General features: G+C 36.9%; 21 protein-coding genes and 1 pseudogene. 18 read left to right on the forward strand and 4 right to left on the reverse strand.

The window, feature by feature from the left end; all coding sequences use genetic code 11:
* Positions 1–74 precede the first annotated feature (74 nt).
* On the forward strand, positions 75–227 hold the full coding sequence (locus D1B31_RS24635) for a hypothetical protein (RefSeq protein ID WP_192894787.1): 153 nt from the start codon (positions 75–77) through the stop codon (positions 225–227).
* A gap of 322 nt (positions 228–549) precedes the next feature.
* Here the strand turns inward: D1B31_RS24635 and D1B31_RS15395 are convergent, their stop codons facing one another.
* The gene (locus D1B31_RS15395) at positions 550–1,179 is read right to left on the reverse strand and encodes a metal-dependent hydrolase (RefSeq protein ID WP_118921939.1); all 630 of its coding nucleotides are present in this window, start codon (positions 1,177–1,179) and stop codon (positions 550–552) included.
* Between the two features lie 313 nt (positions 1,180–1,492).
* Between D1B31_RS15395 and D1B31_RS15400 the strand changes: the two genes are divergently transcribed.
* Positions 1,493–2,155, forward strand: coding sequence for a dihydrofolate reductase family protein (locus D1B31_RS15400; RefSeq protein WP_240035285.1), 663 nt, complete (start codon positions 1,493–1,495; stop codon positions 2,153–2,155).
* 306 nt (positions 2,156–2,461) lie between these two features.
* Positions 2,462–4,723 (forward strand): ATP-binding cassette domain-containing protein, encoded by a 2,262-nt coding sequence (locus D1B31_RS15405; RefSeq protein ID WP_118921941.1) that lies wholly within the window; start codon positions 2,462–2,464, stop codon positions 4,721–4,723.
* 148 nt (positions 4,724–4,871) lie between these two features.
* Here the strand turns inward: D1B31_RS15405 and D1B31_RS15410 are convergent, their stop codons facing one another.
* On the reverse strand, positions 4,872–5,744 hold the full coding sequence (locus D1B31_RS15410) for an AraC family transcriptional regulator (protein ID WP_118921943.1): 873 nt from the start codon (positions 5,742–5,744) through the stop codon (positions 4,872–4,874).
* A gap of 197 nt (positions 5,745–5,941) precedes the next feature.
* On the opposite strand from D1B31_RS15410, the gene D1B31_RS15415 reads away from it, so the two are divergent.
* From D1B31_RS15415 to D1B31_RS15425, 3 genes and pseudogenes are all read left to right on the forward strand, one after another.
* Positions 5,942–6,139, forward strand: a complete 198-nt coding sequence (locus D1B31_RS15415) for a gamma-type small acid-soluble spore protein (protein ID WP_118921945.1) — start codon at positions 5,942–5,944, stop codon at positions 6,137–6,139.
* Between the two features lie 150 nt (positions 6,140–6,289).
* A pseudogene (locus D1B31_RS15420) lies at positions 6,290–6,638 on the forward strand (VOC family protein).
* Between the two features lie 23 nt (positions 6,639–6,661).
* Positions 6,662–6,937 carry a hypothetical protein gene (locus D1B31_RS15425; protein ID WP_118921947.1) on the forward strand — a complete coding sequence of 92 codons (276 nt, stop codon included), beginning with the start codon at positions 6,662–6,664 and terminating at the stop codon, positions 6,935–6,937.
* 128 nt (positions 6,938–7,065) lie between these two features.
* Here the strand turns inward: D1B31_RS15425 and D1B31_RS15430 are convergent, their stop codons facing one another.
* Positions 7,066–8,037, reverse strand: coding sequence for an arsenic resistance protein (locus tag D1B31_RS15430; RefSeq protein WP_118921949.1), 972 nt, complete (start codon positions 8,035–8,037; stop codon positions 7,066–7,068).
* A 325-nt stretch (positions 8,038–8,362) separates the two neighbouring features.
* Between D1B31_RS15430 and D1B31_RS15435 the strand changes: the two genes are divergently transcribed.
* The 9 genes from D1B31_RS15435 to D1B31_RS15475 all read left to right on the forward strand — a co-directional run bounded on the left by D1B31_RS15435 (position 8,363) and on the right by D1B31_RS15475 (position 17,990).
* The gene (locus D1B31_RS15435) at positions 8,363–8,560 is read left to right on the forward strand and encodes a gamma-type small acid-soluble spore protein (RefSeq protein ID WP_118921951.1); all 198 of its coding nucleotides are present in this window, start codon (positions 8,363–8,365) and stop codon (positions 8,558–8,560) included.
* A 322-nt stretch (positions 8,561–8,882) separates the two neighbouring features.
* Positions 8,883–9,746, forward strand: a complete 864-nt coding sequence (locus D1B31_RS15440; protein WP_118921953.1) for a hypothetical protein — start codon at positions 8,883–8,885, stop codon at positions 9,744–9,746.
* A gap of 526 nt (positions 9,747–10,272) precedes the next feature.
* Positions 10,273–10,863, forward strand: coding sequence for a hypothetical protein (locus tag D1B31_RS15445; RefSeq protein ID WP_118921955.1), 591 nt, complete (start codon positions 10,273–10,275; stop codon positions 10,861–10,863).
* Between the two features lie 400 nt (positions 10,864–11,263).
* On the forward strand, positions 11,264–12,073 hold the full coding sequence (locus tag D1B31_RS15450; protein WP_118921957.1) for a hypothetical protein: 810 nt from the start codon (positions 11,264–11,266) through the stop codon (positions 12,071–12,073).
* A 272-nt stretch (positions 12,074–12,345) separates the two neighbouring features.
* Positions 12,346–13,428, forward strand: a complete 1,083-nt coding sequence (locus tag D1B31_RS15455) for a PDDEXK family nuclease (protein ID WP_118921959.1) — start codon at positions 12,346–12,348, stop codon at positions 13,426–13,428.
* Between the two features lie 189 nt (positions 13,429–13,617).
* Positions 13,618–14,664 (forward strand): HNH endonuclease, encoded by a 1,047-nt coding sequence (locus tag D1B31_RS15460; protein WP_240035286.1) that lies wholly within the window; start codon positions 13,618–13,620, stop codon positions 14,662–14,664.
* A gap of 363 nt (positions 14,665–15,027) precedes the next feature.
* On the forward strand, positions 15,028–15,354 hold the full coding sequence (locus D1B31_RS15465; protein ID WP_118921962.1) for a nucleoside triphosphate pyrophosphohydrolase: 327 nt from the start codon (positions 15,028–15,030) through the stop codon (positions 15,352–15,354).
* The gene (locus D1B31_RS15470) at positions 15,347–15,556 is read left to right on the forward strand and encodes a phospholipase D-like domain-containing protein (RefSeq protein WP_118921964.1); all 210 of its coding nucleotides are present in this window, start codon (positions 15,347–15,349) and stop codon (positions 15,554–15,556) included. The genes D1B31_RS15465 and D1B31_RS15470 overlap by 8 nt, the downstream gene beginning before the upstream one ends.
* A 142-nt stretch (positions 15,557–15,698) precedes the next feature.
* Entirely contained in the window at positions 15,699–17,990 is a 2,292-nt protein-coding gene (locus D1B31_RS15475; RefSeq protein WP_118921966.1) for a DUF2726 domain-containing protein, read from the forward strand.
* 197 nt (positions 17,991–18,187) lie between these two features.
* Here the strand turns inward: D1B31_RS15475 and D1B31_RS15480 are convergent, their stop codons facing one another.
* A complete protein-coding gene (locus D1B31_RS15480) occupies positions 18,188–19,690 on the reverse strand; it encodes an ATP-binding protein (protein WP_118921968.1) in 1,503 nt (500 codons plus the stop codon).
* A 272-nt stretch (positions 19,691–19,962) separates the two neighbouring features.
* On the opposite strand from D1B31_RS15480, the gene D1B31_RS15485 reads away from it, so the two are divergent.
* The 3 genes from D1B31_RS15485 to D1B31_RS15495 all read left to right on the forward strand — a co-directional run bounded on the left by D1B31_RS15485 (position 19,963) and on the right by D1B31_RS15495 (position 22,618).
* The gene (locus D1B31_RS15485) at positions 19,963–20,289 is read left to right on the forward strand and encodes a nucleoside triphosphate pyrophosphohydrolase (RefSeq protein ID WP_118921970.1); all 327 of its coding nucleotides are present in this window, start codon (positions 19,963–19,965) and stop codon (positions 20,287–20,289) included.
* A gap of 19 nt (positions 20,290–20,308) precedes the next feature.
* Positions 20,309–21,364 carry an HNH endonuclease domain-containing protein gene (locus tag D1B31_RS15490; protein WP_118921972.1) on the forward strand — a complete coding sequence of 352 codons (1,056 nt, stop codon included), beginning with the start codon at positions 20,309–20,311 and terminating at the stop codon, positions 21,362–21,364.
* Positions 21,365–21,493: 129 nt separating this feature from the next.
* Positions 21,494–22,618 carry a hypothetical protein gene (locus D1B31_RS15495; RefSeq protein WP_118921974.1) on the forward strand — a complete coding sequence of 375 codons (1,125 nt, stop codon included), beginning with the start codon at positions 21,494–21,496 and terminating at the stop codon, positions 22,616–22,618.
* Positions 22,619–23,399: the final 781 nt, after the last annotated feature.

Below are 23,399 nucleotides of genomic sequence, written 5' to 3' on the forward strand. Positions count from 1 at the left end.
AATTTTGCAGGAAAGACCTCCTGAACATTCCTTTCTGTGTTTGGGTTCTTTCCATTATGTTAGGGGGGGAAGCTATGACAACTTTAACGATTTTTGGAGTGCTTATATTGGGATTAGCAATTCTGACAATCGGATTTATTGCAAAAAAAAGATGGCTTAAATTCCTATCGATTATTCCACTTGCTGTTTCAGGTTGGCAAATCCTTCGTCTGTTCTTAATGAGTTGATAAAGTGGCTATTTAGAACCTTGAATGAAAAGTAAAACATAACTCAATCCATTAGAAGACGGATTTTCTCTGAAAGCGTGAGATGATTTTCCAGTAGATTTCCAGTTGACATTAATATAACTTCCCTGAGAGTGTCAGTATAAGAAAAGAATTTTGGACGAAAGAACTAGGTGATTCAGATGTTTTGTTTGCGCTTGGCTTTTCATCAATATAGCCGTAGTCGTCTTAATCTGACAACTACGGCTTTTTTTATTTTGCTTCTCAAAATGTATTCAGATCAATTAACACCTTATCTTTCTTTGAGACTAAATATGTAGAACAATTATAATTCTTTCAACGACACCGGTAAGAAAAGCTTTATTCCGCGTTTGTTCATTGGCAGGATTTTCAAATCCGCGATTAGATGGCTTATGTAACCTCCTAAACAAGCATAGAAAACTCCCGGGATTCCGAGGGAGGCTTCCAACTTGGAAGCTGTGAATCCGAAGAAAATAACCCCCAGGAGCGAATGGGTATAACTGCGGTGCGAAGAAAATGAGGCGACAATGATGTAGACTCCGAGCAGCATTAACCATTGTTCGTCTAAAGTCAAACCTCCCGCAATGACTGCAATGCCGGTAATCGTAAGCATATGTTTTTGCTTGATTAACGATGCCACTACATTAATCATGACTCCGATTCCGAGTCCCAGCCACCACCTTTCATTCGTTGTTTTCTCCATAAAACTGTACAAAATCATGAGTATTCCAATTAATTGTGCGGCTAATCTAATCACCTTATGCGACAGGGTAATTTTGCCGCGAAGCGTCCCGTCAATATCGAGATCAGGAATCAGACCTGAAATGCCTCCTAATCCAACAAGCAAGAGAGTTGCGGACGGAGAGGCTGCAAATGAATTGGCAACAACAAACCCTGTTGCTGAACCAATTGCTGCGTGCGATGTGCCATTCATATACATTTCTCCTCAAAAATAAAATTTCGTAAAAAACGACATATTCTATTTTACACCAAAACGTGTGTTCTGTAGAGCTAATCGTTCAATTTTCTATCTTACAATTTCCTAACCAAAGTGTTTTACGGTTCAAGAAGGATTAACACTTTTTCCGTTGAATTCCTATTAAGTGAACCAACAGTAAATTGACGAGGAGAGATGGACGTACCATTACAGGTCTCCTGCCTGTTTAATGTGAATGAAATAAACACCAACCTCCGAACGACAGCAATTTTTCACTTAACTAACAGGGCAGTTTCGAGCACCATTGGTAATGATTTATAATGAACGTAACAGCGGGATGAAACGGGGGCCAATGGCTAAAAAAATCGAACAAAATAAATTCGAAATCGGAGGAGAAACGGACATGAGAAAACTCGTATTGTTCATGCATGTGTCGCTGGACGGGTATGCGTCGGATTCTAATGGAGGACTCGGGTGGATTCCGTACAACGAGGAATTAGTGAAATACGCTGATGAGATCGTATCCGAAGTCGGAGCTCCCGTTTATGGACGCACGACGTATCAACTGATGGAGAGCTACTGGCCCAAGATGCTGGACAATCCGAATGCGTCTAGGCACGATATGGAGCATGCCAAATGGCTGCAGGATGTTAAAAAGATCGTCATTTCCGGGACGATGGACAAGGTGGAATGGAACAATACGATGCTGATCAAGGACAATATCGCCGAGGAAATCAAGGTACTCAAGGAGCAGCCTGGCAAAAATCTCGTTATCTTCGGCAGCCCGGGAGCAGCGAAGACGCTGCTTGGGTTCGGCCTGATCGACGAATTCCTGCTTACAATTTGTCCGGTCGTCCTGGGTGACGGAAAATCGGTATTCGACGGCGGCGGTGAGAAAATCAAATTCAAGCTGCTGTCCAGCCGAACGTTCAAGTCGGGCATTATCGCGACCAGATATGAGTTGGAGAAATAGCCGTACAAGGTGTTCCGCTAACGGGTACGATCGTCATATAAACCGCCTTTTTTACAAGGCGGTTTTCATTTAGTCAAATATCAACATTAGGATTTAACATAGACTTGAAGAAAAAAGACGTGAATGTTCCCTACTTCTCCATGTTGCGGGCAAGTCGAGTGCCGAGCTATTTCCTTTTGCGAAACACCATACGTTTTACAGACTAGATCGTTCTGTAGTCGTGATGGCTCCGGAAGTTTTGGCGCAAGTAATCCCTAGCGATAATGTGAAAGTAAAATAAGCTCAATATTAAGGGAGGGAAAACCAATGACTGATCACAACGCACAAGAATATATCGTAATCAAGGCTGCGAGGGAAAATAATCTCAAGAACGTATCATTGTGGATTCCCAAGCGGAAGACCACGATTTTCACCGGGGTATCCGGTTCCGGCAAGTCATCGATCGTCTTCGATACGATTGCCGCAGAATCTATGCGTTTGCTGAATGAAAACTTCAGCATGTTTGTGCGCAATTTTCTGCCGCGCTATCCACGGCCGGATGCGGACGAGATAGAGAACCTAAGCATGGCTGTTATTGTCGATCAGAAGCGGCTTGGCGGGGGTTCACATTCAACGATGGGCACGATTACCGATATTTCCCCAATCCTCCGCCTTCTCTTCTCCAGAGTAGGACAGCCATCTGTTGGAGGGGCGCACATGTTCTCGTTTAATGATCCGCAGGGCATGTGTTCCGAGTGCAACGGAATCGGTCGCAGACTGGGTGTCGACTTGAGCAAGGCGGTGGACATGTCAAAGTCTCTGAATGAAGGGGCACTTATGTTACCTGAATACTCAGTGAACAGCTGGGAGTGGAACATGATAGTGCAAAGGGGGGACTTTGATTTCAACAAGAAGCTGAGTGAATATTCGGATGAGGAACTGGATCAGCTGCTGTACGACAAGGCAAGGAAAGTAAAAGTGGATTTCGCTGGCAAGGAAATGAATATTACCGTAGAAGGCGTTATTGAGAAGTTCACCAACAAATACATTAAACAGGATGTAAAGACAAAGTCCGAGAGAACGCAAAAAGCGGTTGCACCATTCATCACCGAGGGTACATGCCCCAGTTGCCGCGGCGTGAGACTCAGTCAGGCCTCCCTCAGCAGCAGGATCAATGGACTTAACATTGCCGAAATGTCCTCGGTGGAGGTCGGACAGCTCATCCGCGCAATTCAGGAGATTGACAATCCCATCGCCGCGCCAATCGTTAAATCACTGTCAGAGCGGCTTCAACATCTGGTGGATATCGGCCTAGGCTACTTGACGCTTGACCGTGAGACGGATACATTGTCCGGGGGCGAGTCTCAGCGTGTCAAGATTGTAAAGCATCTGAGCGGCAGTCTCGTGGATGTCACTTACATTTTTGATGAGCCCAGCATAGGCCTACACCCTCGTGATGTACACCGGTTAAATAATTTGCTTCTTAAGCTGCGGGAAAAGGGGAATACCGTCATTGTCGTTGAACATGATCCCGATGTGATCAAGGTGGCGGATCATATCGTTGACGTCGGGCCTTACGCCGGCAGCCGCGGCGGTACCATTGTGTATGAAGGCAGTTATCAAGGTCTGCTTGAGTCAGATACATTGACAGGCACCCACATGAGGAGGTCTCTTCAGCTGAAGCATGATTGCAGGCAGCCGTCCGGCAAGCTGTCCATCAAGGATGCCACATTACACAACCTGCGTGACGTGAGTGTAAATATTCCAACGGGAGTGCTGACAGTTGTTACGGGTGTCGCCGGCTCGGGCAAAAGTACGCTGATAAACGAAGTATTTCTCAATCAGCATCCGGATGCGATTGTCATCGACCAATCGGGGATAGGAGTGTCGACACGCTCGAATCCCGCGACCTACACGGGCATTATGGATGAAGTTCGCAAGGCGTTTGCAAGTGCGAACAAGGTGAACCAAAGCTTGTTCAGCTTCAACTCCAAGGGAGCTTGCGAGAACTGTCAAGGACTAGGCGTTGTATATACGAACCTTTCATTCCTCGATAGCGTGAAGCTTCCATGTGATATATACGGAGGCAAAAGGTTCAAGGAAGAGGTACTCGCTTACAAGCTGAACGGCAAGTCCATTGCGGAAGTGCTGGAAATGACGGTAGAGCAGGCAATGGATTTTTTTGATCAAAAAAAGATTGTGAATAAACTCCGGGCGATGAGCGATGTTGGGCTGAACTATCTTACACTCGGACAGCCTCTAAGCACGCTTTCAGGCGGTGAATGCCAGCGCATCAAGCTGGCAAGTGAGCTGCATAAGAAGGGCAGCATCTACGTGATGGATGAGCCGACGACCGGCCTGCATATGTCGGATATCGGTCACCTTCTCGAGATCATGAACCGCCTCGTGGATGCGGGCAATACGGTGATTGTCATCGAGCACAACCTTGATGTAATCAGGCAAGCGGATTGGATCATCGATTTGGGACCAGAGGGAGGCAACAAGGGTGGCCAAGTGGTGTTCGAGGGCATGCCATCGGAAATCATCGATTCGGAGCAGTCGATTACGGGAAGATTCTTGAGGAAATAAATCATTTTCACTGCATTTATACTCAGTAATCAGGTAAATCAGTCACTGACTGTTTCACGGTAAAGTCTACACTACATTTGAAAACAATTAGCAGTCCATTTTGCAATAGAAATGGACCGCTAATTGTTGTGGAGTGAAAAAGCTTATATTATTTTTTCAAAACCGGTATCCAAATTTCGCTTTTTACAGATGGTGAAGATAAATCTTTCGTTTTGATCGACAAAATTTCGGGTCCTTCTGCTGCCTGATAATTGGTGGATGGGAACCACTCCGAATAAATCCTTCCCCAGGTTTCCTGCAACATACTAGGAAATGGGCCGGCTGATTCAAATATCGCCCATGTTAAGGCAGGAACTTCAAGTTTCGAAAAGTTATCAGGGCACTCTTGTGTTGTTGCCACTCCAATATACTGATCAAGTTCTCCTTTTTCCTCCATGCGTCCTTCAGAAAAATTTGTAGATGCTTGAATCATTCCTTTAGGTTCAACATTAGAGAGTTTCTTTAATTCATCAATCTTTTCCATAGTCAATGATTTCCACATGGCTGTAATTTCCGGGTTTTCTCCTTCAAAAATTATGGGAACTTTTTTCGTGATCCCGACTATGTTGAATGCCTCTTTTTGTTCGATTCGGTAATTCATTTCAACTCCTCCTTTAATTGATAATTGAAAAGTCATGAGTGGATAAGCTTTTAATTGCTGCCCATTGTTTCGTGCTTCTGATGGAGTTACACCATGTAAATTTTGAAAAGCTCTCGTAAACGAGTCAGGTGAGCTGTAACCATATTTAATCGCAACATCAATTATTTTTAGATTACTATTTGTCAGCTCGAATGCTGCCAAGCTAAGTCGTCTGCGGCGGATGTATTCTGATAAAGGAATACCTGCAAGGAAAGAAAACATTCGTTTAAAATGATATTCCGAACAATGAGCCATTCTTGCTAGCACTTGGTAGTCTATTTCGTTCGTTAGGTTATCCTCGATATACTTCATTGCATCATTCATGCTCTTAAGCGAATCCATTCGATGGCCTCCTTTCATCAATATAATAACAGGAGTTGAATGGTTACGTCCGACATCATGTGCACCGTTTTGTCGGAGTGAAAGAAGGTAATCAAGAAACTACGTTGAGGCTCTTGTTTTTGACAAAGTCATTCAGTTTGAGGATAAAATAAGCGATCTTGGTGGAACATAATGCCATCAATACTGGAGGTGGCTTTATGAATCATAACAAGAAGAATCTCACATCTGTCGGTACAGATATTGAAGAAGTGAAAAGACTAAACGCCGAGTCAGGTTTGTCATACAACGAGGTAAAGGAACTGCTGGCAAAGACAGGCGGAAAGGGCCCAGCGATGTATAGTGATACGTATGTTGAAGATATAAAACGTAAAATTCAGCCTGGCGGTGTGAAATAGATTTAAATACATTTAGGAACCCCATTAGGAGAAGATACTGCGTCCAAATGGGGTTTTTGTATGTAAGAAGTAAAATTAAATATGTTAAAATATAACAGATTATGCTATGAATATAGCAAGAGAACATGAGAAGAGGGGAAATTATTCATGATGATAAAAGGTTTCGGGGGAATATTTTGGAGGACTAAAAATCTGGATGCTATAAAAAAAATGGTACAGTGATGTGCTGAAAATTGATATGGGAAATTGGAATGGGACTATCATTAAGCCCCATCCAGAAAACGAAACAATCTTTTCTTTCTTTACTGAAGATGACCCGTACTTTCCAACAGAACAGCAGGTAATGTTAAATTTCCAAGTTCATAATCTAGACGAGATGATTCAGCATCTTGAACAAATTGGTGTACCTCTAGTAAAGGAAAAAGAAGTTAGCGAATTTGGTAAGTTTGTTTGGATTAAAGATCCTGACGGCAGGCTGGTTGAGCTTTGGGAGAAATAATAGCTTAGCAAAGGAGGGGTAATATGCAAAAATGTGAAAATTGCAATATGCCATTTAGCTGGGGTAAAATCACTAAATCGATAGGATGGTTATATAAACCAATAAACTGTGGCACTAAACATAAGATAACCTTTTTAAGTAGGTGTAGAGTTGTAGCCCTAGGTACTTTACCATTTTTCGTATTTACTTATTTCCTGACTCCTTTTAATACCTACAATGTGAACATTGGTATAGCACTTCTTATAGCAATTTTTATTATATTGATAGCTCCATATGTTGTTAAATACAGAAGGGAATAGTGAGGAATAATACCTATTGCAGATTAGCTGTATAGAAGCTTAGTTGGGGCTATTAAATTTAGAAACATCCCCTGAATCCTATTAGATTGACTAAGGATTCAGGGGATGTTTTTTGGAAGACATTAAAATTAAATTGTTTTTTTAGGCAAAATGAGAATGGGTACTACTCGAATATAAATTAGTTCACCTACAAGCTCAACGATTGTCTGAGTTACGATTACGGCGGCTACCAGTGTGCTTAACCCGTCTGGCAACGCCAAGGCGAGTGGAAGAACGACAAGCGAATTGCGTGTTGAACCACTAAAAATAAGGGCACGGCCTGCTCCTGTATCGAGCTTAAACCACTTGGCGACCAATCGAGAAACAAAAGGTACGATGACCATAAAAGCAACATAGATCGGAACGACCTTAATGATTAGGTCAATGTAGGCAGATAATTTTCCAATTTGAGACGCAACAACAACGAAAAGAGTGAGCGCCATAAATGGAACAGTCAACCAAGCGGAGAAATCCAATAGTTTATTGCCGACCGGTGCTTTTTTTGCCAGCAGCTGTATGGCAATCGCAGTTCCCAGCGGAATAACGATAAGACCGAAAAATGCTTCCAGAAATGGACCAGGTTCCACGATGCCTGCCACATCCCCGCCCATAAACAGCCCTAAATAGACTGGCAAAAGAAGCATTTGCGTAATGAAGAGGATAGGCGTTGCCATCAGGATCAGCTTTTCATTCCCGCGGCCCAGTGATGTGAAAACAATGACATAGTCAATACATGGCGTCAGTAAAACTAAATAAACGCCGAGCAACAATGGCGGATGATCTGGCAGCAGCCTTGATAGAAGCCACACGACAATCGGTACGGCAACATAGTTCACTGTCAGTAAAGCCCCAATGAAACGACGATCTCCAAACGCCTCTATTATAGAGACAAATGGAATCTGCGAAAACATACTGTACAGTAAGATGGCGATGACGAAAGAAATCGTACTATCAAATCGTCCCCCAACATCCGGAACCAATAATCCAAATCCAGCTGCTAGAATTAGCACAATCACATATAGCCAAACTTGATTATTTTCAAGCTTTTCCCTTGTAAACAATAGCTTTTCCCCTTTTTTATTTGTATTTTCATTTGGTTTGGAAAATACAGATTCTCTATGCAAAAAAACATCTGGGCATCTATCTGTATTGTATCAGATTCTAAAATAACACATTTTAAGGGTAGGGGTTAAGGTTTAGAAAAGGTTGTGAGGGTTTCTACTTAAAGAGAAGGGGATTATCTTCGCATAGAGACTTTGAGAAGGGGCAGAGAAACTCCGATTTTCATTAGATTTCATGTACAGAGTCGAAACAGCCTATACAATATTATGAGGGTAAAATTCGATCCATGAGGAAACATAAAGCCATAACTTAGGAGGTGGCTTTATGGACCTAAACAAGAAGAATTTCACATCAGTGGGTACAGATATCGAAGAAGTGAAACTGCTAAATGCTCAATCCGGTTTGTCATACAATGAGGTGAAGGAACTACTAGCTAAAACCGGCGGAAAGGACACAGCGATGTATAGTAATACTGATGCCGAGGAAATAAAACGGAAATTCCAGCCGGGTAGTGAAGAATAAATCTAAATATTATTTGAAGATCCCCCTTTGGATACGTTTCTGTTTCCAAAGGGGGTTTTTGCTGTAAAGAATTAATAATGAACCATGTTAAATTATGTAAAATTGTGCTATGAATATAGAAAGGCAACAATTTATGATTGAAGTATGGACTTCAAAAAGGAATTCCATTCAAGCGATGATTGAAAACGGTAGTTTAGTCTTTTTGAATTACCATTGGAATTATAATGATGGAATTGTCTTATGTAAATACTCTCCTATCCTATGGTTAAGTGGAAAGATATAATGATTAACAAGAGATTTAATATATCAGGGGGATAATTAAATGCTTGAACCACAATTACATTTATATATGTCAGGTAGTGAATTTGACAATGGGTATAATCTGTACTATTTATCGAAAGGTCTTTTGAATATTCAAACTCTAATTGATAAATCTTATTTAACTATTGAAAACAAAGAAAAAATGACAGAAAAAGATCGAGAATTTATACAAGTAAAAGCAGATAATCTTAGATCTGGTTCTTTTAACGCTGACATAGTAATTGATTTGGCTAGAGTAGGAGGAGCTCTGTTACCTGCCTTTACATCAATGACGCCTATTACAATATGGAATTTGGTAACAGAAAGTTTTAGCTTTTTAAATACAGTCTTTGCAGGGAATAGAAAAGGTGAGACATTTTCCCTACAACCAGGTGCAAATAGCATGGTGAACGTTATTAATGGTAACGGGAATAAAATAATTCAAATACATCCTGATGCCATCCTGATGGCACAAAAAGCGGAAAAGACTTTCGAAGACCTAACTAAATTGATTTCACCAGAAAAAGGCGTTGAAAATATAAGTGTTTTCGGGAGAGCGACTGGGAGTAAAGGACTATATGTTGGAATTGAAGAGCGGACGAACTTCGAGAACAAAAAAAGACTTGACCCAACACCTGTATCTTTTAAAGGTATGATAATTAAAGTTGATGGAATAGGGTTTAATGGAAAAATACGCGTTATAGAAGGGGATCACGGTATATCTCCAGGCGAATATCATTTTGAATTTTTAGTCAAAGACAATCCAGATAAATTAAGAAATTCTTTTTTAAATGTAAAAAGTTTTAATGCATTAAAGGAAACGACTTTGAATAGTTCTACTTTAGAGCAAAGGATATATAAATTAAGAATAATTGAAACTAAATAAAGTTCTGTTCACATCATAAGAAAGAACTTAAGTACTGGATTCACAGGTTATGTAAAAAGAGGATTGTATGTTGTCCAACCTTGCTCTTCAATAATTTTTCCCACAGTATATGTTACTTTTCCTTTTCATTCTCTTTAAAGATTTAAAGGGAAAGTTATTTTCCAAAAGATAAAAACTTAATACTTTAAGGGGATAAGTGTAGAATAAAAAAACTCAAAATAGCTTTTCAAGAAATTTGGAAAAATGAGATTGCAAAGGATTTAAGCATTTTTTGAATTGAAAATTAGAACGGGAAGGTTTTCTCCTAGAAATTTCAAATAGCGTAATTAATTGAAAGAAGTTTATTATGATGCGTTGAAGATTGTAATCTTCTAAAAAAATTTTAGAGATACAGCAAAGAATTTAAATATTAGTTATTTATAAAATTTATGTGTAATTATTTCCAGTAAACGTTACAATGTTATTGATAGCAACAGCCTTCGAGTGAATTCAACAATATAAGGTATGAGTAGCTAAGGAGTGGGAAATGGATAATATAAAATCATATACGTCAGTGGTTTTTATGATATTAATAGACTTTATTATTTTGTTAGGGGTTTTAAGTATGTTTTTCAAAGTCGACAACACTATCATTGCGGGAATGCTTGGTTTTATTGGTGCAATTATTGGAGGAGGAATTACTTATCTGGGAGTTAAGAAAACATTATTACATAGAGAACGCGAAAAATTCTTAGCGGACTCAAGTAAACTAATTTTTTCACTAGAAGACACAATAAAATTAATTTCTCCATTTTTAAATAATTTTGGTTATAAAGAAATGTTTAATATTAAAACTAGAGATTCAGGGAGTCTAGGTTTGTTAAGGGAATTTGAGTGGGTAATTGAAAAAGAATATACTAAATTAAGAGAAATTCATGATTATGATTTTATTACTATTTTATCTTTTCATATAAAATCGTATTCTTTTGAATTGCAAAAAGTCCCTCCTGGAGAATCTTTGTCTGAAGAAAGTATGGATGTTTGTATAGATAAATTGAGAACCATATTCGGAATTTTGACTACTCAAAGAAAATTGCTGGAGAAACAATACTATCAGTATAAGAAGCAAACTAAATAGTTGCAGATTCATGGAAGAAGAAAATAGAATATTTGGCAGATTATTTTTTAAAATATATGTTTGACAAAGTATTATTCGGAAACTTCCTTCGATTGAAGGGAGTTTTTATTAATTCAAATCCTGTCTACTGGTGACTGTTTGGGCTGCAGAACGTGGCTTTCGTTCCCTCCCTTTTACGTTCGCGACTGCAGCGAATAAAGATTGGATTCAGGGACAGCCATTTGTAAAAATAAGAGGTTGCCTTGATTAAGCCAGCTTCTCTGCTGTCTGAACCCTTGAAACACTGTCCATACATTGGTCCTCCATTAGACAATAAATAAATTCGGCAACCTTATTAAAATCTTGTAGAATATACCAGAAGCGGAAAAATCAAGCATAGACAAAAAAAGGGGGTTTTTAAATGGCCGCGGATATTAAAGAAAAACTATTAAAGGATATAAAAAAGACTGGCTATCCATTTGAATTAACTTTGCACAACAAACTTATTAAGAATGACTGGAAAGTAATTGCTAATGCTTATTACATTGATAAGGATGAAAAAAAGGGGAGGGAAATAGATTTTATTGCTAGTAACCACATTAGTGAATATATAAATGGAGAATTACTGGAAATTGCATTTTACTTAATCATTGAGGTGAAAAAGGCAACAGATAAGCCGTGGGTAATATTTACTGTAAAAAATAGAGATAGGTTTTCAAAATTATTACCATTGAAGCTTAATTACACTGAAACAGTTTTTGAAATTCAAGGACAAGGAATTTATTCAGCATTTCACAAGAATGGTACAAAGGTTCATGATTCTTGGGGGAAATCTTTCTATGAAGGGTTTTCAGGAAATGGTGGACGGGATGATATTTATAAGGCTTTGAGCGGATCGGTAAAAGCTCTAATACACTTTAAAGAAACCAATAGTTATAGTGATTTTTTTACTGAAAGGTTGATTTCATATTATGAACCAATAGTAGTAATTGAAGGCCAGTTATTTGAGTCCTGGCTTGATAATAATGAAGAAATTCAAATTAAGGAATCAAATTATATCCAAACAAGTTTTAATTATATATCTCCTAATTATTATGAAAAAGAATCAATTAATGATCACATTGTTCACATTGTTCGAGCTAATTATTTGGAAGAATTTCTAAAACAAAAAGAAAAAAGTCTGAAGAATGTGTTCCATTGGATATCTAAGAAAGAATTCAGTGAGAAGTAGATGGGAATGTTTAGGCCTGTTTTCCAGCCTCTTAGAAATTATCATAAACTTTATTCCTCTAAAATCTTGAATTAGTGCTAAAATCTCTACCAGCCTTTTATTTCAATGGTTTGTGAACAGACTGTTTTACTCTATCTAACACTTAGGTAACACTCGTCCCCATTCAAGCGATGGTTGAAATTTAAACTAAGCTTTGATGCCATTAATGATACATAGAATAACAAAGGAATTAGTTTTTGTTAAATGATTGTTTTAGAAAGGTAGTGTGAATTTTGTATAGATTAGATACGAAGGAAAATCAGCTTGTTGAATTAACTGAAACGACTTTTGCGGACTCCGATATAAAAGAACGACAGCATATAGAAGAATGGATTCGTAAAAATCCGGAAATTCTCGGTGAAGATCTACTAATAATAGGACATGAATATGATAAGTTCGAAGTGAACGAAAGGCTTGACTTGCTAGCTTTAGATAGAGATGGAAATGTCGTTATTATTGAAGTGAAAAGAGATACTTCAGGCAGTAACGTTGATTTTCAAGCACTAAAATATGCATCCTATTGTGCCAGGCTTAGTCAACAAGATATATTAGATATTTATACTGAGTATATAGATTCACATCATGAAAGTGTGGATGCAAAGGAATCATTACTAAAGTTTTTGGAAGCAGATGATGAAGAAGAGCTAAACTCTATGTTAAACGTAACACAACGAATTATTATTGTCGGAAAGGAATTCGATAAACGAATACTTTCTGTATGCACGTGGCTTTATGAAAACAACATTGATATTAAATGTATATCTATTAAACCATATAAATTAAATGATGATTTAATTGTTGATTCAAAGCAGATTATTCCCCCATATAAATTAGAAAATTATTATGTAAGGAAAAAAGCCGAAAAGCAAAAAAGAACGATTCAAGGTGACCGAGAAGTCATTGAATTTTTACAAGCTGTCGAAGAATCAATCATTGCACAAACTAATTACTCCGGTAGATATGGTGGAAAAAGAAACTACTTTGCAGGTCATAAATTTTTGGGTATACCTTGGTTTTTTGTTTTTGGCTATAAGAAGGATGGAAGTGCAACGATTTCTCTAGAGTCTTCTGTTGAAGAGGGCACAAAAGTCATTAAGTATATCGGAGAAAAATACCGAGATCAACTTCAACAATCATTAGGTGTTCCATTTGAATTAGCTGAAGGCGTAAAGAATAAAGATTGGCTAAGACTAATTGCTAAATTACAATTAGACACAAGCCTTCCACTGGAGGAACGTGTACAGCAGTATATTAACGTGTTTAGCAAGTATTATGAGTTTATACAAAAACTAAAAGCAAGTAATACGTTATATTAATCAGTTACAAATAAAAAGTAATTCACTTTGGCTGGAAGTAGTGTGAGTTACTTTTTTCTTAAACTATAAATTAGCTATTGTACCACGTAGGACAACTGATGCTTACTTCGCCAGGGGGTAGCCGAGTATAGGTATTCTCTGAAGAGATATTAAGTTATGTTTTATCGTTATGATAATTCATACGTTAGAATGAATAAGAGGATTAAGGGGGAAAATTCAATCGCTAGTCCAATTTCTATTTATAAAAACACCGATTTATTGTTTGAAGCTAAGAATATCCAGGAAGCAGCTAGATTTTTAGCAGAACATTTTAATTCTAGTAAATATAAATACTATGACCACATTGAAAGAGGATATGTTTATTACATTCCATACTACCATGGAGAAGATGAGTATCGTTTTGTTGCACCTAAAGAAATTGCATTGAATCGTCGTAAAGAGCTTGAAGAAAGAGGGCACAAAAACGCACGCCGTATATGGTTGATGCCGGCTAACCCATATGATTATGACGTAGAAGGTGCATTTAGCTATTATGACACGATTGACTGGAAACGTTCCTTTAACTATGAAAATGGCGATATATTATTTATTTATGTTTCCGGTAATGTCCGAAAAGTCCGTTATAAAGTAGAAGTTATAGAAGGTATAGTAAAGGAAAATGATATTATTTATGATAAACAGTTCTGGTTGGACGAGGAGAAATTTAAGAAATCAGAGGAATATGATTATACAAGGATTCGATTACTAGATGAGATAGACACGCCAGAATTATCTCTTACTAAATTACGTGAATACGGTTTAAAAGGAAATATTCAAGGATCTATGAAGCTTAACGGGGAATTACGTGATTATATTATGTCGTTTTTTGAACATGATTTAACGGAAGGATACTATCCCGAGGAAGTTTCTGAGGCCTTAGAAGAAGGAAAGCGTAAAACTATTAACGTAAATATATATGAGAGAAATCCCCTTGCTAGGAAGCAATGTATAGATTATTACGGCATTCAATGTCAAATATGCGATTTTAACTTTGAAAAGAAATATGGGGAAGTTGGCAAAGATTTTATTCATGTACATCATATTGTTCCCCTACATGAAATTCAGGGCGATTATAAAGTGGATCCGAAAAAAGATTTAATTCCTGTTTGTCCAAACTGTCATGCAATGTTGCATAGGAAGGAAAACGGTGTCTATTTATCTGTTGGACAGTTAAGAGAGCGTATTAAAAATTTATAAATTGATTCCAATGCAACAGTAAAAAATAAATTGTTATATATTGGCTGCTACTAATTACTTAAAAATTAGTAGCTTTTTTTCTTAGGGGCGGTTCCGGCGATTCACCATGAAACGGCAGAACCGTCCCCGTTTTTCGCCAGCCCCGTTTGGATACGATAAAGTTCCGAACGGGTTTTTTGCTGGTATGAAAGTATCATGAAATCATGTGAAAATCTGACAAATTGTGCTATGAATATAAGTAAGAGAGCAAATTAGGTGGGAGGTATAACATTCAAAATCCAAGCAATGTTTGATATATATATTGAGCTTTGATGTACATTAATTACAACTATATAAAGTATAAAACATAAAGGTGGTTTTACAATGCCAATACATAACAAATTAGTCCGGGATCGCATCCCTGAAGTCATCGAAAAAACCGGGAAAAAGTTCTCCACCAGGATAATGGATAAAAAAGAATACATAGTTGAATTACGGAAAAAGGCATTTGAGGAATTGGAAGAATACATGAATACAGAAAACGATTCTGATGCGGTCGAAGAACTCGCGGATCTCCTTGAGATCATTCATGCCCTGGCTGATTACCATAAAGTCTCTTTTGTTGACATTGAGGCCGTCAGAAAAAACAAGGCTGAAAAACGCGGCGGCTTTAAGGAAAGAATATTTCTAATTGAGGTTGAAGATGAGTAACGTAGAACTGATTACTGGCAATTTAGGTGATCATTTACTGAAGGAAATAGAAAAAGCATCGACGTGCATCCTGTCTTCTTTTGTCATGCAATCCGGAGTGGCCTTCTTAAAAGATCCATTGAAAGCTGCAGCAAACAGAAGAGGAGCAGGTAATAAGGTTTGTACTGGAGACTCTTGTTCATTACCCAACCCGAAGCTTTAGAAATGCTTTTTTGACATAGCCCATGGCCGCTTTTATCAACGTCAAACTTTCCCATTTTTCTATTTGAAGTATAAAAGGGACTCCAGTGCTGTCAAGTAGAAAAAGAACCCAGTGCCGTAACGTTTCCTATTGAAAAGCAAGAATGATAAAATACCTAAATAAGAACGATGAACAGGGAGAGACAGACTTGTCAACAAAAACAAACGTAAAAGAAGAACTGAGAGAGCTTCAAATAGAAAGTTATTTTAAAGGCAACAATAACATTTCAAAGGAAATCGGAGAACTGCGTGATAAAATTAAGCAACAGAAAGAAACAGTAGAGGCATTCAACTATTTAGAAATAACGAACGAGCTTGTAGAACTTAGCGTTAAAATAAGGGATTTTGACCTTGCCCACTCCGTTTATGAGTCTATAGTACCAGCCGTCTTAAGAAGGTTTAAGACGGGCATTGCGGAGAATGAATGGGAGGATGCACCTTCCTTGTTTCTAAACGGCTTGACAATTGCCCATTTTAAAGGGATTTGGACAGAGGAGTATTTAAAAGCGCTTCTACAGCTTTTATCTTGGTTCGATGGGAGAAAAGGATTCACCCATACCGATAAACACTTCTTTTTAAAAATGTTGGTTGAACGTTATGAGGAATGGAGCAGCATCCTAGATCCGTCGATCGAAGAAGCATTTTGGGTCCGATACACGGACTGGTGTTTGCAAGATTATCTTAATGTTCAGACTGAAAAAGAACCGTTCCGGAAAAAATTCAAGGCGTTTTATACGGACGAAAAGAAAAAAGGACGACTGTCTGGCCTCACATATCGAGTTTGGGAGCTATTGGTTTATATCCTGGGAGTTTCGGAAGAAGTTTCCGATTGGGACCAGCTAATGAAACGTCTTGGCCTTTTGATAAAAAATATGACAGAGGAATTCAGCGAAAAACACAAAGAATACCTAATGTCTATTTTTGATCAACTACTGACACTGTGGGAACCACGTCCTGTTACCTCCCAGAGTGTATTCGCAAATCTTTTGTCAGACATGAGGAAAGAAGATTTCATCGAAGAAATTTTCTCCGAGCCACTTAGAAAAGGAATCGATATTCAAAGTTGGTATAGAACCGAAAACTATGGGCTCGTTGCAGCCTGTCATGAAAATAACCTGGTTAGCGAAGAAGAATTGGAGAGATTTGTGTTCGAGTTCGCCTATAGTCTGTACCATGTCGGGAAATGGGGTAAAGCGAAGGAGAAATATGAGCACATGCTCGAAACAGGGAGGGCTCATGCCGCTGTCCATAACAACTTAGGAGTCATTTACAGGGATAAAGAAAAGAAACTTGAGGATGCTCTTGGGCAGTTTGAACTTGCTAAAAACCTCGATCCTAATACTAAAAAATACGAAAAAAACATTCAGGAGACTCTGGAGAAAATCCAGCATGAAAAAGCAAAGCCGAAACGTCAAATGGATGCGTATTTCAAAAAAATCGATAAACAAACCCGAAGCCTTTGTATTTCGATTTACAAATTGGAAGGCCAGGGGAAGGTTACGGATTTCATGTTGGAAGCCGCTACAACATTTAAAGGAAGATACCTAAGTAAGCTCCTCGGCGAACTGGAAAGACACGAAATCATATATTATGATTCCAATAAAGGCTGGGTGGTGTGTGAAGCGGTAGGAAAAAAAATATCGGACTTCATCGACCCCAAACTGGAACGAGAAATTATAAAGGGAAACAAAAACATCCTGTACAGGCCGATATTCTACCATGAAAGTGAAATCAATCTGTACCGTGTCCTTATTGAACTCTTCCCCCAGCATCTCGTGTTTCCGAACATGGACTTGAAAACTATCATTGATGTGAGGAAAATACGGGAATATCTTGAGCCAGATGTTCTCGATTATATGTTCAAGGCTCATGTGGATTTTGCCATTATCGACACAGGCACATACCTTCCGATCCTTACATTTGAAAAAGACAGTGAATATCAGGATGTGGAACCAAATAAATCAAACGCAGTCAAAAAAAATCTCATCTTTGAAAAAAGTGGCCTACCACTGATCCGGGTCCGGTATAGTCCTTCAATGGATTACGACAGGTTAAAAGAAGAAATCAAACAATCTACCAAAGAATATATCCTTGAAATCAGCCAGTATCTAGACGATGAAACAAAACGAATACTGGCATCGATTGAACCGAAACGGTTCGGGATCCATACAGACATCCCGACCGAGGAAGAGCTCATGGAATCATGGAAAGAGATTGTTGGAGAAATGATTGCAGGACAAACGGAATGCATCACAATGGATTTAGAACACTCCATTGCAACAATTACCATCAGGGAGAGTGTAAAGACAGTGATTGAACTTAGTGCTGAGAACCTGAGAGAGAAAATATACCAAAAGCATCGCGGGCTAAATTCTGTCGTATTTTCCTGGAAGTAAAAAGAGGGTGAAGCACCTGTGTTTGACTTGCTGGAAAAAGAAAAAAGCAAGGCAGCGGTTCTTGAGCGGGTCATAAGAACTAATTCCACCTTGACCAATCGCTATTTGACACAGTTCAACAACAATATTAAGTGCAAATTTAATTAAAATTTTTTTAGTAAACTAAAATAGAGTTCAAGGGTTTCTTCCCTTGAACTCTATTTGTTTAAAATATTTACCTTGCTTTTAGGAGATAATATGTTTAAGATTTCAGAAAGCATTTTATTGTTATTTACAATTATAATATTTAACTTCTCACGAGTTCTAGTCAAATTTTGGTAAAGCATTTTATCCACTGAGTATACTCCGCCTGAAACACTATATGCTGTAAGTTTTTTATTAGAGTCATAATAAAAATGTTCATCAATAAACACCGCTACATTATCATATTCTTGTCCAATAACATCGTGTGAGTTTTTATTCTGTGCATTTTGGAAATTGTCGTATGTAACATAATTATATAATGAGTTAGTGAAGTTTATTACTTCCCATCCATTAAAAGAGAGATTGTCAGCGTATTTTTTTGCTGATTGGTAATCATTAAAGAATTGTATGTAAATGTTTTCATAATTTTGGTTGGGATTACTTTTACTTAAATCAAAAAGATTTACAATAAAAGATGCTATTTCTTTGTTGGTACGGATTTTATCAGTTAGGCGATAACTTTTCGTTATTACATTTTGTTCAATGGTTAAACCAATATTTGTATAAGACTCTTGTCTTGTAAAGATCTGGTCAGGGTCATAACTGAATATACATTTTGCTTGTATTGAATTCACAGTATTTTGAATTATATCTAATTGTGGCTTTTGCAGTCTTTGTGCTTCGTCTACTATTAGAATATCAAAGGATTGAGTAGATATTTGATGGAATTGCTTTATGGACTGTATTCTCCATTTATATTTAACTCGTAAAATATCATGTCCGATATTTAACTTCCCGCAATGAACAACTAGGACATTTAATCCGTTATTTTTATAAAAATGTGCTAAATCATAAGTAAGCAGAGTCTTTCCTGTTCCAGGCTTGCCAACAACAGAAATAAATTCAGCTTTATTAGATGAAAATCGGTTTAAAATATCTTTCTTTATATTAATTTGATGGTCTGTTAGGAAGTACTCTCCTCTTATAAATTTGTCGGTCGAATTGAATGGAGACACTAAATAGTCTGAGGGTTTAAATAGACTATTTATATCCTCCACATCTTCTAAGTCTTGAGAATCTAATAATGTAACAAGGTTTTTTATAAGAGTCGAGTAAAGAACACCTGTATGGTCATACTTAAAAAGCTCTCCTGTTTCAGAGACAAATGTATAAGTATGAACGGTTTTTCCAAGAAATTGCAAATAGTATCTGTTTTGAATAAGTTGTTTTTCTATTTTTTGCGGAGTACTTTTTCTTTTCAGTTCAATATTAATAATGCTATCAGAACCGATTCTTAATAAATCGAACTGCTTGCTAATTTGGTTTATAGAGAAACCTAAAAAGAAATTATCTAAGTTGTGTATACCGTTAGCTTTTATGTTTTTTAACAGGATGGAAAGGTCATACATCTCTTCTTTATCAAACTCTATACCGTGTATGCTTAAGTATTCATCAAATATACCATCATCAAGAAAATTATATGATTCTACTAAGGAATCTAAGTTAATAGACTTCATTTCAATTACCCCCAATAACTTCACCTTAAAACAAATGTCTATATTTGTAAATGAAAAAGTAATAAGAATGGAAAATATTCATACTTTTGCTCATAATTTCTGCATCTGTTGCCGCTATGTTTCTAACAACAGAAGCCACTGAAAAATCAAATTTATTGTTTTCTAGTCTCATAAAATGGCTTCGCTAAGATGGTTATTAGATAATACTGTAAAAATCATGAATCGTGATAGAATTAATTTGAAGTTTTTATATACACAAGGAGAGTGTAAGCATGCCTATCTACAACAAATTGGTAAGAGATAATATTTTAGAAATTATAAAAGCACAGGGTCTAAGCTACACCTCGAGAATTCTCACACCTGATGAACTACTAGTAGAGGTAAAAGCAAAAATGCTTGAGGAAGCACATGAGTTTAAGGTAGCTGTTGGAAAAAAGGAAGCTGTTGAAGAACTTGCAGACATATTGGAGTTAATTCATTCTTCTTTGCGAGTCTACGGAGTAGATTTTGAAGAGTTGGAAGTGATTCGTAAGGAGAAAAAGGAAATACGGGGCGGTTTTGAGAAAGCTATCTTCCTTATTGATGTAGAAGACAAATAAAATATTTTGTGGTGATAATATGAGCAATTTTTTTCTTGAAAATGACAATTCATTAGAATCTAACTTTCGATCAGTTTACTTGTTTGGAAGAAATGTTGCTACATATAAATTTGCCTTTGCAAAGACTCTTTTAGAGTTAGGTAAAAGTAAAAAGAGTTTTGTAAGCCTTGAGGAATTGTCCCCAATCTTTGCTAAGTATATGTTAGAGCATATAGGGATTGGCAAAAGGCAAATTACTAGTTCGTCATCTAAGTTTATTAATGCATTAGAATTATACAATGAACGTAAAATTACATGGGAACAGTTATTGCAAGTTACTGAAAAAGTAGGCTTTACTAATGTAATAGATGCTTTTCATAATATTCCTAATGGGGAACTCGATACAACATTTTATGAAAAGGCTGTTGAGGGGAAGAAATTAGGCATTACATTAACTGATAGTATCTATATCTTAAATGAAAGTGAACAAAGAGAGAATTTGTTCAATGAAATTGAAGGTAGATGGAACTTAGTTGAAAGTGCTTGGACAGAAAGTAATCCAAAATTAGAAGTTAGATTTGACGGGCAGCTTGAACAATTCTTCTTTTTAAAATCTATCTCACCAAACAGGTATTTACACTCGCATGAACGTGTAAATTTAACTTCTGTAAGAAAACCATTGAATGGGTATCAAAAAGGAAAATGTTTTTATTGTTATAGAAGTATTTCTATTGAGAGTGGTCAACAAAATACCTGTGATGTAGACCATTTTATACCACTTTCTGTTCAATATGCTTCATATTCGGACATGGATTTGAATGGTGTATGGAATCTAGTATTAACTTGCCAAGAATGTAATAGGGGAGAGAACAACGGTAAATTTGCTAGAGTCCCACATGAATCTATGCTAGAACGATTATATAAACGAAATGAATATTTAATTGAAAGCAATCATCCCCTTAAGGAAACAATCATAATGAAAACAGGCAAGAATAGTAAGTTAAGAGCAGAATTCTTAAAAACTATTTTTAGTTATGCTTCTTCTATTAAGGGTTCTGGATGGTTGCCTGAACGGTATTTTGATAACGGATTTTAATTAAATATGTAATTATACGTCACTTAAGTGGTTAGTACAAAGGAAGAAGTTTATTGATGTTGTTATACGAACATCTACAACTTAATTCATAAAACACAGCAAATTTTTTATGGATTGGTGGAATTAAATGTGAGCATAGATAATCAATATTCAAATGAGAGTGATAGAAGTAAGGAAGAAATAAACAATCAGGATATGAAAAATCATAACAATGAAATTATACATAAAGGAGAAATTTCAGAAGAGGTTATTGTTGCTGAACAATTAAAAAGATATCATCAACAATTACAAACGGCTTTACAACCTGCTTTTCAAGCTGTAGCTAAAATGCAGGGACGAATGCAGGATGTAGCTCAGTCAATAAATTTGATTTCAGAAGGTATGCAAAAAACATTGCAACCATTATATAGAAGGATTGGCGATGTTAGACAAAGTATAATAAAAGTTTTAGAATCAATTGATTTTAAAAAAATACATGAAGCTGCTAAAGCATTAGAAGAAAATACTATTCGGTTTAAAGCAATTATGATTGAGCTTGGTTTGCCCCCTCACGACTCAATCCCAACGTATCATATATCTTATATTGTAAGATTTTATGATGAAAAGGGAATTGATTATACTAAACGTCTAATTTCACGTTATATGTCACTGATGCTATATGATAAAAAAGCACTTTGGAATATGCAAAAAGCATGGCAAAAAGCTAAATGGTTAGAAAATAGGATAAAAATATTAGATTCTGTTATAGAGGGTCATTTGAAGGGTTATTATGACCTTACGATACCTACACTCCTTGCACAAATTGAAGGAATATTGGTTGAAGGGATTCTAACCCTTGATGAAACAGATGATAAAATTGGGTACAGGATACAAAAGAATTTTTTAGCACAAGTAATACTTGGAGATACCAACACGTTTTCTTTTGATATAGCAATAGAAAGAATCTATACAACGATAATTTTAGCTGAATTTGAGCGGGGGAAAGAGGTAAACTCAGAATTAAGTCGGCATGCAATATTACATGGAGAAGATGTTAAGTATGGAACAAAAATGAATTCATTAAAAGCCATTTTAATTTTCGATTACCTTTTTAATAAACTTGATGAGTTGTATCATGATATAGAAAAGAGTAAACAAGAAATTAGAAAACGTCGTAGAGGAATGAAAAAAAGTCATAACAGCAGATATGGAAATAAAACTAGTAATGGGCGGATACGGAATCTAAAACATAAAAGTAAAGATAAAATAAAGTGACATCAAAATTCAGAATTATTACTGACTAAGTAAAACTAGCATGGCTTGTCTCATTTGGTTTTTAATCTAGTGTTAAGTGGTTTTGGGATAATTATTTAACGACACTTACTATCAAGTTAACTTGTAATTAAGATTCTGGCCAGATAGCTGCAAGAGAAATAATAGAATTAAATAGCACTAAAATATGCGGGAATGTTTACGTATTAATATGCAAACTAGTGTACTGGGATTCATGTTAAGGGCTATGTAAGGAATACCGTATTGGCTACGAACTGCATATCTTTATTAATCAGCATAACCAACACGGCACGGGAGAGGCTCAACCACGGGGTAGGAGCTTTACATCATAGGGTTGTTGGCATTTAAACGTTGGTAGGGGTATCTATACCTGTTACCCTTAATACTGCTCGGAAAATCTTATCAGATTTGTTAGCGGAAGCTAATAAACTTAGTTAGTCCAATAGTGGAGAGAATGTACCGCTTGTTTAACTGAATTACGGGAAGCGGCTAAATCAACGGAACATATCTGTAAATAGCCACGTGAATTAAGTCATTGACTATTTAAAAAGAATCCTTCTTTCATTTGCAAAAATTAATATTTTTCAGGTATTAAAAATAATTAAAAAATGCTCCATGGCTAATTACCATGGAGCATTTTTTATTGTTGCGTGCCCAGGCAAGCCGTTAATTGCTAATTGGTGAAAGTCCAATCTGAGTAAGTACCAAGACGCTCATTAGCTGACAGGCAACTGGTGGAGAAATCCTAAGGTTGAAGCCCTGT

It is taken from the genome of Neobacillus notoginsengisoli, from assembly GCF_003515685.1.
Lineage (GTDB): Bacteria > Bacillota > Bacilli > Bacillales > Cytobacillaceae > Bacillus_D > Bacillus_D notoginsengisoli.